We start from the raw sequence: 13,899 nt of genomic DNA, 5'->3' as shown, positions 1-13,899 counted from the left end.
ACTGTAACCCGGTCAGAGCGAATTTATGTTCTTTTGCCTACGAAAAAATGATTAAAATGTCGTACTCGTTTAAGGGGTACCTTCCCTTTTTGAGTCTGACTAATTAAATCGACCTTGTCTAACGGTAAGGACATAAATGAAAAACTATATATCATGAGAAATGTATCTTTAATGTGTATCTTGTTTTCGTGGCTGCTTTGCGCTTGTAGCGGCCCTTCAAACTATTTTGAACCCGAAAAGCAAAATGCACTCCGCGCCCCCTCCTATCCGTTGGTAACGATCGACCCGTACACAAGCGTATGGTCGTTTACCGATCAGTTGAATGAAGATGCTACCCGTCACTGGACAGGTAAAAAACACCCGTTGCTGGGTGTTGTCCGGGTAGATGGTAAACCGTACCGCTTTATGGGTGTGGAAGATCTGCCGCTTAAGGTCATCCTTCCCACAGCCGCCAAAGAGAAATGGGAAGCCGCCTATACTGAAAAAGAACCGGCTGCCAACTGGATCAAGCCCGACTTCAACGATGCTTCCTGGACAAAAGGACAGGCAGCCTTCGGTACCCCCGACATGCCGGATCTGTCTACCCCCTGGAACAGCAAGGATATCTGGGTACGGAGAACATTCGACCTCACCGAAGATTACACGTCACAACCTCTATATCTCGAATATTCGCACGATGATATTTTTGAATTATATATTAACGGCATACAGATGATCTCGACAGGCTATGTCTGGAAAAACAATGTACTGTCCGAACTCCCCGCAGAAGTGAAAGCGACCCTGAAACCCGGAAAGAACGTTATTGCCGCCCATTGCCACAACAAGACCGGAGGCGGTTATGTGGACTTCGGCCTGTTCAGAAAGGAAGAGAACAAAATATTCTTCCAGGAAGCCGCCGTTCAGAAATCTGTTAACGTGCTGCCAACCCAGACATTCTACACATTCGAATGCGGCCCGGTCGAACTGGATATTATCTTCACTTCTCCTTTATTAATGGACGATCTGGACTTGATGACAAGGCCGGTCAACTATATCTCTTACCAGGCCAAATCGCTGGACGGACAGAAACATGACGTACAGATCTATATGGAAGCCACCCCGCAACTGGCCGTCAACTCCGACAACCAGCGTGTATCCTTCGACCGGGAAGAGAAGAACAATATCACTTACCTGAAGACAGGAACCACCGAACAGCAGGTACTTGCCCGGAAAGGGGACGATGTACGTATCGACTGGGGATATTTCTACCTTGCAGCCGGCACGGATGCCAACACGACAATGACGATGGGCCCGTATCATGCCACCAAACAGGACTTTGCCGCCAACGGTAAACTGCCCGTAAACACCAACCTCGAAGGACTCTCATCCGATATGCAGGAAGAGATGAGCGTATTGGCCTACAGCCACGACCTGGGTAGCGTATCGTCACCCGTCGGCAGCTTCCTGATGATCGGATACGACGACCTGTATGCTATCCAGTATTTCAACGACAACCGGATGGCCTACTGGAAACACAACGGGCAGAAGAATATCGAACAGGCTTTTGAAGAAGCGAACAACGACTATGCTTCCGTTATGAAACGCTGCCGCCAGTTCGATACGCAACTGATGAACGATGCGGAAAAAGCCGGAGGTAAAGAGTATGCCGAACTGTGTGCAATCGCTTACCGCCAGGCAATTGCCGCCCATAAACTGGTAGAGGACAAAGACGGCAACCTGTTGTTCCTTTCCAAAGAGAACTTCAGCAACGGCTCTATCGGTACGGTCGATATTACTTACCCCTCGTCACCGCTGTTCCTGATCTATAACCCCGAATTGTTGAAAGGGATGATGAACCCTATTTTCCATTACAGCGAAAGCGGCATGTGGAACAAGCCGTTCGCAGCCCACGACGTGGGTACTTACCCGCAGGCCAACGGCCAGACATACGGGGGTGACATGCCCGTGGAAGAAAGCGGTAACATGTTGATCCTGACAACCGCCATTGCCCTGCGCGAAGGGAATGCCGAATATGCGAAGAAGCATTGGGAAACACTGACTACCTGGGCAAACTACCTGCTAAAGGAAGGGCTCGATCCGGAGAACCAGCTTTGTACGGACGACTTCGCCGGACACTTTGCACACAATGCAAACCTCTCCATCAAAGCGATCATCGGTATAGCCGGATACGGTAAACTGGCCGATATGCTGGGCGATAAGGCGACTGCCGAAAAATATATTTCCGCCGCCAAGGAAATGGCGATGAAATGGTCGTCTATGGCCAATGCAGGCGATCATTACCGCCTGACTTTCGACCAGCCTGCCACCTGGAGCCAGAAGTATAACCTGGTATGGGACAAACTGTTCGGAATGGGTATCTTCCCGCAGGAAATAGCAGGCAAGGAAATGGCTTACTACCTGACCAAGCAGAACACCTACGGCCTGCCGCTCGACAGCCGCAAGACATATACCAAATCGGACTGGATCATGTGGTCGGCCTGCCTTACAGACAATATGAACGATTTCAGCCAGCTGGTATCGCCCATATATAAATATGCGAACGAGACGACTACCCGTATGCCGTTATGCGACTGGCATGAAACGACGAATGCCAACTCGGTAGGTTTCCGTGCCCGTTCCGTGGTAGGCGGTTACTTTATGAAGATGCTTGAAAAACAAATGTATAAGGGAGCTCCTGCGGCGGCTCCTTCTTTGACCAATGCACCTGCCATGCAGAAAAGCGAACTATTTATGGAATTACCGGACGATTGCCCTACCCCCGACGGGATGGCAATCGCACCGAACGGTGACCTGATCCTGGCCTGTCCCAACTTTGCCGACCTGACAAAGCCGGCTTGCCTGATGCGGATCACCCGGGACGGAAAGATCAGCAAATGGCTGGATGTCCCGGTATTACCGGAGACAGGATGGGCTGCTCCGATGGGTATCACGTTCGATGATGAAGGAAACTTATTCATCTGTGACAACCAGGGATGGAGCGGCGCAGAGAAAGCCAGGAATAAGGGAAGATTGTTGTGTTTAAGGCTGAAAGATGGCAGGTTGGACGAAACCATTGTGGTCGCTTCAGGAATGGAGCACCCCAATGGGGTTCGTTTCCATAACGGCAAACTGTATGTGACGCAAAGCTCCCTGTCCGCCATCCAGGATCCGTCGGGCTTACTGGTAAGCGGGGTGTATTGTTTCGACAAGAACGACAAGAACATAAAAGTGACCAATACGAAAGCGGATAAGAACCTCATCACCACCGTCATTACGAAGAACAAAGCTGTTCAGTACGGACTGGACGGCATCGTATTCGATAAAGAAGGTAATTTATATGTAGGTAACTTCGGCGACGGCACTATCCACCGGATCACATTCGACGGCACCGGCAAAGTTATCGGAAACGATATCTGGGCACAGGATCCTTCACAACTGCGCACCACCGACGGGATGTGCATCGACGACAACGGCAATATCTGGGTAGCCGACTTCTCCGAAAATGCCGTTGCCCGTATCGACAAGAACGGCCGCATACAGCGTATCGCCCAGAGTCCCGACTGCGACGGTAGCGACGGTGGACTGGATCAGCCGGGTGAACCGATCGTATGGAACGGCCAGGTGATCGTCTCCTGCTTCGATATCGTAACAGGGCCGGACAAGGTAAACACCGGACACGACAAGCCTTTTACACTAGCTAAATTACAACTTAACTAATAGATTATAACCTACTAACATCATGAAACACTACTTATCTACATTCGCCGGATCGGCCATATGCGGAGGCTTTGCCTTCGGTATCTGGCCGGAACTCTGGAAAACTTACGGACTGATGGGCGGCTGGCTGGCGGCCACGCTTATCATCGGAATCATGTGGTATATGAACCATTACAACGGGGCGATATTGAATCCGGAAGGAAAGATATGGCTGGATCAGGGATGGTGTATCGGCTCTGCCGGTATCGCCTGGGGGATCGTCCGCTTTCAGGGCGACTTCGGAGGCTTCTTCTTGGCTGCCCCTACCCTGGTTTGTTGTCTTATCGGAGGTGCGCTGGCCGGACTCACCATCTGGGTGATGCGTTCGTGCGGTAACCGCCTGTCAAAAGAAGAGGAGACTACGGTATGAGCGAGTGGTTACAGACTTACAACGAACTGTTCGGCATGTACAATGCCGGTATCATAACCAGTATATTCGGTTCGTTCGCCGTCACTTTCACGGTGATATTCTGCTGGCCTAAACTGGTCAGGGACTTCGGGGCAAAAGGTGGATTTATCGCCGCCGCATTGATCATCGGAACGTTCTGGCTGGTCAACCATAAATTGCCAGGTTTCGGTTTCTCCACCGGCCTGGCCACGGATGCAAACGGCTTGCCGATGCAGTTCAGCCTGATCCATCAGGGCGCGCGGGGCAGTGCACCGTGGGTAGATATGGGCTGGGCCATTGCTATGGGGTTTGTGGTGTGCGATACGCTCTGCGGCCCCAAAGGCAAACGGTGGGGCTTATTGAAAGAGGCTTTCCCGCGCTGGATGGTTATCATTGCCGGAGGGATCGTCGGAGGTATTCTGGTCGGGCTGACCGGATATACGAATGCTGCATTATAAATAATATTCTATAGACCATGTCAAAATACGTTATTGCACACGACTTAGGTACGAGTGGCAACAAGGCGACTTTGTTCGACGAAGAGGGCAAGCTCATTGCTTCCCATGTGGCCGCCTACCGTACCGATTACGCTGCCGGCAACCGGGCGGAACAGAATCCGGACGATTGGTGGAAAGCGATCGTTGAAACAACAAATGCTTTACTGCAAATCGTCTCGCCCGCCGATATCGCGGGGGTTGCCCTGAGCGGCCAGATGATGGGCTGCTTATGTATCGATAAAAAAGGGAATCCGCTTTACCCTCACCTGCTCTATTGCGACCAGCGTTCGCAGGAAGAAGAAGCCTTCCTGACGGAAAAGATCGATCCGCTTCATTTCTATGAAATAACAGGCCATCGCATCAGCGCTTCTTATTCCATAGAGAAACTGATGTGGATACGGAAACACCTGCCGGAAGTATTCGCTAATACCTATAAGATGCTCAACGCAAAGGATTACATCAACTTCCGTCTTTGCGGCACGATTGCCACCGATCCCTCGGATGCATCCGGTACGAATGCCTACGACCTGAACCGCTGGGCATGGAGCGAGGAGATTATCGACGCTGTCGGACTGGATATGTCGCTATTTCCGGAAGTTCGTTCCTCTATCGACGTGATAGGCGAAGTAACGGAAGAGGCTTCGAAAGCGACCGGACTCCGTAAAGGCACCCCGGTGATCTGCGGGGGTGGCGACGGTAGCTGTGCCGGAGTAGGCGTAGGCTGTGTAGCCCCGGGTACTTCCTACAATTACCTGGGTTCGTCTTCCTGGGTAGCCCTGACCGTAGAAAAACCCGTCGTAGACGAACTGCGGCGCACCATGAACTGGGCACACGTCGTCCCCGGAATGCTGCACCCGTCGGGAACCATGCAGACGGCAGGCGCTTCCTACAACTGGATGGTACAGCAACTCTGCCAGCTGGAACAGGAAGAAGCCAGGCTACGGAAAGGAAATGTATATGAACTCATCGACGAGCAGATACGGCAATCCCCGATTGGAGCCAACAAGCTGTTGTTTCTCCCCTACCTGATGGGCGAACGCTCGCCGCGTTGGAACGTGAATGCCAAAGGTGCCTTTATCGGCCTGACGGTAGGACATACGCACGGCGATATGCTCCGCTCGGTGATGGAAGGTATCACCCTCAACCTCGGACTGATCGTCAACATCTTCCGCAACCACGTCCCCGTTGAAAACATGACGGTGATAGGCGGTTGTGCCAAGAACCCGATCTGGCAGCAGATGATGGCCGACATCTACCAGACGGAAATAAAGATACCGAACTACCTGGAGGAAGCCACCTCTATGGGCGCCGCTATCCTGGCCGGTATCGGAGCCGGATTGTTCAAAGACTTCAGCGTGACCGACCGTTTTATCCATATCGATAAGAAGATCAGTCCCATCCCGGCCAACGTAGAGAAATACAAAGAATTAATTGCCGTTTTCGACCGGACGTACGATCACTTGAAAGAAGTGTACACCGACCTCTCGGAAGTAAACCTATAAGAACTGAATATGAAAGGACAAATGAAAAGCGTAATCGCAACAGCTCCCGGCGTAGTAGAGATCCGGGAAATAGATATACCCGTTATCACGCCTTACCAGGCCTTGGTAAAAACGGAAATGGTAGCCCTGTGCAATGCCACCGACAGCAAACTGATAGCCGGACATTTCCCCGGTGCAGACCAGTTCCCGATGGCTCTGGGACACGAGAACGTCGGCATAGTAGTCGAAGTAGGAGCCAAAGTACGCAACTTCAAGGTGGGCGACAGAGCCATCGGCGGACTGAATGCCACCTTTACAACACCGGGGCTGAACAGTGCCTGGGGCGGCTTCAGCGAATATGTCGTCGTAAACGACTTCGAGGTATTGCAGGAAGAAGGCCTGGCCACACCCGAGCAGGGTTGTTGGGACAGCTTCGAGATCCAGAATGCCGTACCCGCCGACATACAACCGGAAGAAGCCGTTATTGCCTGCACCTGGCGCGAAATAGTCGGTGCCTTCAAAGACTTCCGCCTCGAACCGGGAAAGAAGGTGATGGTATTCGGTGCGGGCCCTGTGGGACTGAGCTTCGTCAAGCTCGGCAAACTGTTCGGACTGGCGCAGGTGGATATCGTAGACATGCTTCCCGCCAAACTGGAACTGGCGAAACGGATGGGAGCCGACAACGGCTATACCCCGGCAGAGATCGCCACGCCCGAATTTATCGCCGCCGCCAACCGTTCGTACGATACGATCATCGACGCGGTAGGCCTTCCTTCCATCGTCAATTCGGCCTTGCCACTTATCAAGATGGCCGGCGACATCTGCGTATATGGAGTCATGACGAAGAACCCGACGATCGATCTCGACCAGGCACCTTACAACTTCAACCTCTTCATCCACCGCTGGCCAACCCGCTCGGAAGAGAAACGGGCCATGACCGCACTGGCCGGATGGATACGCGAAGGCCGCCTGTCGGCATCCGACTTCATCTCCCATCGCTTTAAGATAGAACAAATAAACGAGGCGCTCGAAGCCGTCAAACGTAACGAAGTAATAAAAACAGTATTAACATTCTAAACATCATTTATCATGAACGAAATAACAGCAAACTTATCAGCAGAACAACTGGCAGGAATGATCGACCATACTTTCCTGAAGCCTTTCGGCACAGCGGAAAATATCGAGAAGCTATGTGCCGAAGCACGGAAATACAATTTCGCAATGGTTGCCATCAATCCGGCAGAAGTAGAAACCTGCGTTAAGTTACTGGAAGGCTCACCTGTCCGCGTGGGGGCGGCTATCGGTTTCCCGTTAGGCCAGACAACCACCGAATGCAAGGCGTTCGAAACACGCGACGCCATCGAAAAAGGGGCTACGGAGATCGACACCGTGATCAATGTGCGTGCCCTGCAGAAAGGCCGCCTGGACATTGTAAAGAAAGAAATCGAAGATATGGTTGCCATCTGCAAGCCCGCCGGCGTGATCTGCAAGGTTATTCTGGAGACTTGCTATCTGTCGGATGCCGAAAAGGAAACAGTCTGCCGGATCGCCAAAGAGGCCGGCGTGGATTTTGTAAAGACCTCGACCGGTTTCGGTACAGCCGGTGCAACGGTAGAAGACGTGGCACTGATGCGCCGCGTGGTCGGCCCGGAGATCGGCGTGAAAGCAGCAGGCGGCATCCGCGACCTGGATACGGCTTTAGCCATGATCAAGGCAGGTGCCACCCGCATCGGTACGTCCAGCGGAGTCTCTATTGTAGAAGCGTATAAAGTTTCACAGCAATGAATAACTTACACAAAATAGGAATGGGACTTATATGCCTTGTCCTGGCTGCCTGCCAGAACAAGGCATATAAGGATCATCATCCTGTCGACAAACAGGAATTTATAACAGATATACAAGACCGATTTAATAAGATAAAGGCAACCGAAGGGATTGTCTCGAAAGACAGTACGGCTTCCCTCATCCGGGAGGCGCATCTGCATCTATATCATCACTATCCGGTTTACTACGACTGGTGGCTACAGGACGGAAGCGATATCAAATGGTTCGACCGGTCACTGCCCGAACAGATCAGCGAGCGCCTGCACAAATTGCAGCAGGAAACAAAAGTAACCGACACGCCCGAAAGCATCACACAGGCTATCTCCTCTTACCTGGACGCCTGCCAGGCACGAAGGGAACAACGGTTGGCTTCCTTTGTAAAAAGCACGCCCGAAGTGGTGTTTACAAAGTTCCGTACCTTACGCCCGTCTTTCTTCGCTTATACGGAAGGTTTGTCGGATGCCCGCGCAGAATGCAATTTCTTTGCAGGAGGTGAGTTGGCTTACTTCAAAATGGAGGGTATCTGGGCGAAGGAAGAGACTTTATTGAAGGATACAGCCGGCGTTTTCCGTGATCCGGATGTACATTTCGACGGCAAACATGTCCTTTTCTCCTGGAAGAAATCCCAAAAGGAGGATGACTTCCATCTATATGAAATGGAAATGCCATCCCGGAAACTGAAACAGATCACTTCCGGACTGGGATTTGCAGATATAGAACCCATCTACCTGCCGGACGAAAATATCATGTTCAACTCCACCCGCAACGGCAGCTCGGTAGATTGCTGGACAGTGGAAGTCAGCAACCTGTATCTTTGCGACCGTGAAGGGCGTTATATGCGGCAGGTCGGTTTCGACCAGGTGCATACGTCCAACCCGACACTGCTCGACGACGGCCGCGTGGTCTATACCCGCTGGGAATACAACGACCGTGGACAGGTATTCATGCAACCGCTCTGCCAGATGAACCCGGACGGTACCGGACAGGCGGAGTATTACGGAGGAAACAGCTTCTTCCCGACCACCGTCACCCATACCCGCCAGATCCCCGGAACGCGTAAGGTGATGGCTACGATCCTCGGACACCATACGCCGCAGCACGGTAAACTGTGTATTATCGACCCGGAGGCGGGACGCGACGAAAACGAAGGCGTCATGCTGGTCGCTCCGCTTCACCGCCCGGAAGCCGTCAAAGTAGATACCTACGGACAGTTCGGCGACCAGTTCCAGCATCCTTACCCCCTGAATGAAAACGAGTTCCTGATCTCCTATACCCCGCTCGGTTACCATGTAGGCCACCCGATGGAGTTCGGTATCTACTGGATGACACCGTCCGGCGAACGTGAACTGTTGGTTTCGGATGCAAGCATCTCCTGTAATCAGCCGGTCTTGCTGGCCGAACGCGAACGTCCTTTCGAACGTGTAAACAATGTAGACTATACGAAAGAGGAAGGCGTTTACTATATGCAAAACATCTACGAAGGAAACGGCCTGAAAGGTATCGAGCCCGGAACAATCAAGAAGCTGCGTATTGTAGAGCCGATCTACCGCGTGGCCAGTATCGGTGCCGCTTACGGCTTCGATGCAGGGGGTGGAGGCCACGCCTTCTCTCCGGTAGGTGTAGGAAACGCCAGCTGGGACGTAAAGCGGATACTCGGCACGGTCGACGTGCAGCCGGACGGTTCGGCCTTCTTCAAAGTGCCTTGCCGCACTCCGTTGTATTTCCAGGCGTTGGATGAGAATAACCGGGTGGTGCAGACCATGCGTAGCTGGTCGACCTTGCAACCGGGTGAAACACAGAGCTGCGTAGGATGCCATGAGCATAAGAACACGGTTCCGGTGGCTTCGCATCCGGTATCGATGGCAATGAACACTGGTATCCAGAAGATCGAGCCGGAAGGTATCGGCGACCGCTCCTTCAGTTATATCAAAGAGGTACAGCCTATCTGGGATGCCCATTGTATCTCCTGTCACGACGGTGTAAAAAGTAAACTGAGCCTGAAAGGTGAACTGAAAGTGGTAGACCAGCAGACCAAGCGCAAATTCTCGGACTCTTATCTCAACCTGACCCATGCCCGCCGTATGACCGAAGGTAACGACTCCTGGCAAGGAGACGCCCATCACCCGGAAGTGAACTGGATCAGCAACCTGTCCGAACCGACCTTGCTTGCCCCCTATTTTGCAGGTTCCAATACAAGCAACCTGATCAAAAGGCTTGAGAACGGGCACGGCGGATGCCGGTTAAGCAAGGAAGAAATGGAAACGATCGCGCTCTGGATCGACCTCTGCGTTCCTTTCATCGGCGATTACCGGGAAGCGAACAACTGGACACAGGAGGAAAAGGATTACTATAGGTATTATGAGAAGAAACGGGAGACATCCCGTGCTGCCGAGAAAGAGAATATCCGTCAGTATCTCCAATCGTTAAAAGCAAAGAAGTAATGATCATGAAAATAAACTGGACTTATATAGCCTGTCTCTCTTTAGCCTTCCTTGCCGGATGTAACAGGCAGGAAGTTTTTGCTCCGGATCATATCTGGAGTAGCGGAGAGAGCGGCAATCTCCTGGTGGCGAACCGGGACAAAAAGGAAGTATGCCTTATCGATGCCAATTTCAACAAGACCGGGATAAAGGCGGCATTACCCTCCCCGGCAAACGACCTGGTGCAAACACCCGACCGGCATATCTGGGTGGTTTGCGACGGTGCCGGCGGTTCCCTCTGCGAGTTGGACGGGAAAGACCTGTCCGTCCTGTCAGAGACCAAGCTGGGGCATACACCTTCTGCCGTACTGTTCAACCCGCAAACGGGTTCTTTATGGACTACCCAACGTTTCAACAACGAGTTGTGGGAAGTATCTCCCGATACAAAAGAAGTTACGAACCGGATCACCGTCGGCCGCGAACCGGTGGATCTGGTGGCTTTTGCCAACGATAGCTTATTGCTCGTCGCCAACAACCTGCCGGAAATGTCTTCGCTCGCCTATCCGATTGCCTGCCAGTTGGATATCGTGGATGTAAACAGTAAAAAGGTGGTAAAGCGGTTACAATTACCCAACGGCTCGACGGATGTCAAGGCACTGGCTACCGACAGCAAGGGCGATTATGCCTATGCCGTTCACTTACTGGCGCGTTACCAGCTTCCTACCAACCAGGTAGACAGGGGATGGATGAGTACCAACGTGCTGTCCGTTATCAACCTGCATTCACAGGAGGTGGAAAATACGGTTCTGCTGGATACACCGCAGAAAGGTGCATCCAATCCCTGGAATGTAGTTGTCTCGCCGGACGACAGTAAGATATGGATTTCACTTTCCGGCACACACGAACTGGCTTCGGTGGATAGAATATCGCTGCACGACCGCCTGGCACGTGTCAAAGCCGGGGAGAAAGTGACTCCTTCGACCAAAGATGCTACCCATGTACAGGATGATGCAGGTTTCTTATATGGCATCCGCAACTTTTACAAGACAAAAGGCAAAGGCCCCCGCGCCTTGTATGTCACTCCGGAGAAAGTATATACGGCTAATTATTATACCGGAGAAATGGTCGCCTTCAACGCTGGCGGCAAAGAAATGACCGCAACTGTATTAGGCAGTCCGCTCGCTTCCACCCAAAAAGGGAAAGGGGATATGTATTTCCATGATGCGAGCATCGGTTTCCAAGAATGGCAGAGCTGTGCCAGTTGCCACCCGAACGATGCACGTATGGACGGATTGAACTGGGATCTGATGAATGACGGGATGGGGAATCCGAAGAATACCAAGACATTGGTTTTATCGCATCAGACTCCCCCTTGCATGATCTCCGGAATCCGTAAAGATGCGGAGACGGCGGTTATCTCTGGTATCAAGTATATCTTATTTGCAGCCAATACAGAGGAGATTGCTCCGGCTATCGATACATATCTGAAGTCGTTATCCCCGGTACCAAGCCCTTACCTGGTGAACGGGAACTTATCGGAAGCCGCCCAACGAGGGAAAGAACACTTTGAGAAAGATTGCGCCTCCTGCCATGCCGGTACTTATTATACGGATATGAAGCAATATAAGGTCAGTTGGACAAACGGAGCGGACAAGAATACGAAAATGGATGTCCCCGCCCTGAATGAAGTCTGGAGAACCGCTCCTTACCTGTATGACGGACGCAGTTACACGATGCAGGAGATGCTGAAAGTTCATGGCCCCGTTGAAGCGCTGACGGAGAATGAGCTGAATGACCTCGCAGAATATGTATTATCTCTATAAATAAGAATCATGAAATATTTCGCTTATATATTTGTGTTTTCCTGCATGCATTGCCTGAGCGTACTGGCACAATGCGGGAACTTTGCCGGAGCCGATTATTCCCAGGGGATCGTTTTCATCATGGAAAACAACAAGATCGTCTGGCAACATGAGGCTCCGGAATCGAATGATCTCTGGGTGCTTCCAAACGGCAACTTACTGTTCTCGATAGGCAAAGGCGTATTGGAAGTGACCCGTCAAAATGATACCGTTTTTCATTACGCCTCAGCAAGTCCAGTCTTTGCCTGCCAGCGTCTGAAAAACGGCAATACGTTTATCGGTGAGTGTAATGCAGGCCGCCTGCTGGAAGTCTCCCCCGCAGGGAAGATCGTCAGCGAGGTTTGCATCCTTCCGGAAGGCGTTACCGACGGCTCGTTCGCTTTTATGCGCAACGCCCGCAAACTGGACAACGGACATTATCTGGTAGCGCATTACGGCGATGAGTATGTAAAAGAATATAATTCAAAGGGTAAAGTCGTCTGGCAGGTACAGGTACCGGGCGGCCCCCACTCAGTGATCCGTCTACCTAACGGGCATACGCTGGTAGCCGTAGCCGACAAGACGCAGAATCCCCGTATCATAGAACTGGATAAGAAAGGGGATACCGTATGGGAGATCTCCAACAAGGATATTCCGGGAGAACCGCTGAAGTTCCTGGGGGGTATGCAGTATTTCCCCGATGGACGCTTACTTTTCACTAACTGGGTCGGACACGTAAATCCGGAGAAACGGGATCATCTGTTCCTGGTAGACCGGGACAAGAACATCCTTTGCACATTAAAGGACTTTGAAGGGATACAAACCATGTCTTCCGTATTCAGTATGGACAACAACGGCAAGTCTTATCATTAAACGATAAAAACTTCATTAAAAATAAGAGACTGCGCCAAATGCCTTTTGTGAGGCTATCTCCAGCAGGTAAAACAAAAGGCTATCTCAAAATGAAGTACACTTCAATGAGATAGCCTCTTTTACTTTTCATCTTACGCTAAGTCAGATAACAGAAATTATTTCAATCGTACAACCGTTGAATAAATGGCTTGATCAGCTCCATTAGCCAAAACACCGACACGAGCATATAACGCTTTCGCTTTGGCTATTTCAGCATTATCACTAATGTCTGCACTCAGATTTACTGCACCGGCTGATACTTCGGTTATATCTTTACGAAATACATTATTTACATCATCAGCAAACTGTGTCTTGCTTAAAATCAACATCACCTTGTTGATCGTTGCAGTTGAAACAATTTGGTTGATTGTAAAAGAAGCCGTCATCGTCGTACCGGATACGGCTAACTGTTCGTTAGATATCATGAAATAAGGAGTGACTTCAATATTCACTTCCGAATGTCCGTTCAAATTAACCGTTACCGTATCATGCCGATTCATCCACGGTCCGTTACCGTCTCTAGTTACCAGTTTGTATTCCCCATTAAACAAAAGAGCGGAAAATTCCCCCTCCTGTCCGACAAAAACAGAAATCGGATCATGTTTTTCATAACCATCCTGATACAATTGCAATTGAATTGCTTCACCGGTACCACGTAAATTCAACGCTTGTCCTTGATAAGTTACTTTTCCGACCAATTTGGATTCCGGTGCATCATAATTATCTTTTCCACAACCAGTAAACAGAACCAGTAGTAACACTAACGAAAAAATATTTGATATAATCTTCATATTCAATTTG

General features: G+C 51.0%; 9 protein-coding genes and 1 pseudogene. 9 read left to right on the top strand and 1 reads right to left on the bottom strand.

The features are described from left to right. Positions 1–153: 153 nt before the first annotated feature. The 9 genes and pseudogenes from HMPREF1212_RS04050 to HMPREF1212_RS04010 form a co-directional block, all read left to right on the top strand. Positions 154–3,525, top strand: a pseudogene (locus HMPREF1212_RS04050) (glutaminase domain-containing protein); the annotation flags it as partial. 193 nt (positions 3,526–3,718) lie between these two features. Beyond that, positions 3,719–4,105, top strand: coding sequence for a Lin0368 family putative glycerol transporter subunit (locus HMPREF1212_RS04045; protein ID WP_028726209.1), 387 nt, complete (start codon positions 3,719–3,721; stop codon positions 4,103–4,105). Further along, positions 4,102–4,581 (top strand): Lin0368 family putative glycerol transporter subunit, encoded by a 480-nt coding sequence (locus tag HMPREF1212_RS04040; RefSeq protein WP_046148516.1) that lies wholly within the window; start codon positions 4,102–4,104, stop codon positions 4,579–4,581. Before HMPREF1212_RS04045 ends, HMPREF1212_RS04040 begins: the two co-directional genes overlap by 4 nt. A 17-nt stretch (positions 4,582–4,598) precedes the next feature. After that, positions 4,599–6,122, top strand: a complete 1,524-nt coding sequence (gene xylB / locus HMPREF1212_RS04035) for a xylulokinase (protein ID WP_046148515.1) — start codon at positions 4,599–4,601, stop codon at positions 6,120–6,122. Between the two features lie 21 nt (positions 6,123–6,143). Beyond that, on the top strand, positions 6,144–7,178 hold the full coding sequence (locus HMPREF1212_RS04030; RefSeq protein WP_028726206.1) for a zinc-dependent alcohol dehydrogenase: 1,035 nt from the start codon (positions 6,144–6,146) through the stop codon (positions 7,176–7,178). Positions 7,179–7,190: 12 nt separating this feature from the next. Further along, positions 7,191–7,886 carry a deoxyribose-phosphate aldolase gene (deoC, locus tag HMPREF1212_RS04025; RefSeq protein WP_046148514.1) on the top strand — a complete coding sequence of 232 codons (696 nt, stop codon included), beginning with the start codon at positions 7,191–7,193 and terminating at the stop codon, positions 7,884–7,886. Continuing rightward, the gene (locus tag HMPREF1212_RS04020; RefSeq protein ID WP_046148513.1) at positions 7,883–10,366 is read left to right on the top strand and encodes an HzsA-related protein; all 2,484 of its coding nucleotides are present in this window, start codon (positions 7,883–7,885) and stop codon (positions 10,364–10,366) included. Before deoC ends, HMPREF1212_RS04020 begins: the two co-directional genes overlap by 4 nt. Then, a complete protein-coding gene (locus HMPREF1212_RS04015; protein WP_046148512.1) occupies positions 10,366–12,168 on the top strand; it encodes a c-type cytochrome in 1,803 nt (600 codons plus the stop codon). The genes HMPREF1212_RS04020 and HMPREF1212_RS04015 overlap by 1 nt, the downstream gene beginning before the upstream one ends. A 9-nt stretch (positions 12,169–12,177) precedes the next feature. Beyond that, positions 12,178–13,059: a beta-propeller domain-containing protein gene (locus tag HMPREF1212_RS04010; protein WP_046148511.1), complete on the top strand. Its 882-nt coding sequence runs from the start codon at positions 12,178–12,180 to the stop codon at positions 13,057–13,059. A gap of 155 nt (positions 13,060–13,214) precedes the next feature. Here the strand turns inward: HMPREF1212_RS04010 and HMPREF1212_RS04005 are convergent, their stop codons facing one another. Further along, on the bottom strand, positions 13,215–13,889 hold the full coding sequence (locus HMPREF1212_RS04005) for a DUF3823 domain-containing protein (protein ID WP_046148510.1): 675 nt from the start codon (positions 13,887–13,889) through the stop codon (positions 13,215–13,217). Positions 13,890–13,899: the final 10 nt, after the last annotated feature.

It is taken from the genome of Parabacteroides sp. HGS0025 (genome assembly GCF_000969845.1).
Classification (GTDB): domain Bacteria; phylum Bacteroidota; class Bacteroidia; order Bacteroidales; family Tannerellaceae; genus Parabacteroides; species Parabacteroides gordonii.
The sequence above is the reverse complement of the archived record's forward strand: the minus strand, read 5'-3'. Positions and strand labels throughout refer to the sequence as shown.

Bases quoted from the DNA above. Each gene is read 5' to 3' on its own strand.
- HMPREF1212_RS04045 (WP_028726209.1), top strand. From the start codon at position 3,719: ATGAAACACTACTTATCTACATTCGCCGGATCGGCCATATGCGGAGGC.
- HMPREF1212_RS04040 (WP_046148516.1), top strand. From the start codon at position 4,102: ATGAGCGAGTGGTTACAGACTTACAACGAACTGTTCGGCATGTACAAT.
- xylB (WP_046148515.1), top strand. From the start codon at position 4,599: ATGTCAAAATACGTTATTGCACACGACTTAGGTACGAGTGGCAACAAG.
- HMPREF1212_RS04030 (WP_028726206.1), top strand. From the start codon at position 6,144: ATGAAAAGCGTAATCGCAACAGCTCCCGGCGTAGTAGAGATCCGGGAA.
- deoC (WP_046148514.1), top strand. From the start codon at position 7,191: ATGAACGAAATAACAGCAAACTTATCAGCAGAACAACTGGCAGGAATG.
- HMPREF1212_RS04020 (WP_046148513.1), top strand. From the start codon at position 7,883: ATGAATAACTTACACAAAATAGGAATGGGACTTATATGCCTTGTCCTG.
- HMPREF1212_RS04015 (WP_046148512.1), top strand. From the start codon at position 10,366: ATGATCATGAAAATAAACTGGACTTATATAGCCTGTCTCTCTTTAGCC.
- HMPREF1212_RS04010 (WP_046148511.1), top strand. From the start codon at position 12,178: ATGAAATATTTCGCTTATATATTTGTGTTTTCCTGCATGCATTGCCTG.
- HMPREF1212_RS04005 (WP_046148510.1), bottom strand. From the start codon at position 13,889: ATGAAGATTATATCAAATATTTTTTCGTTAGTGTTACTACTGGTTCTG.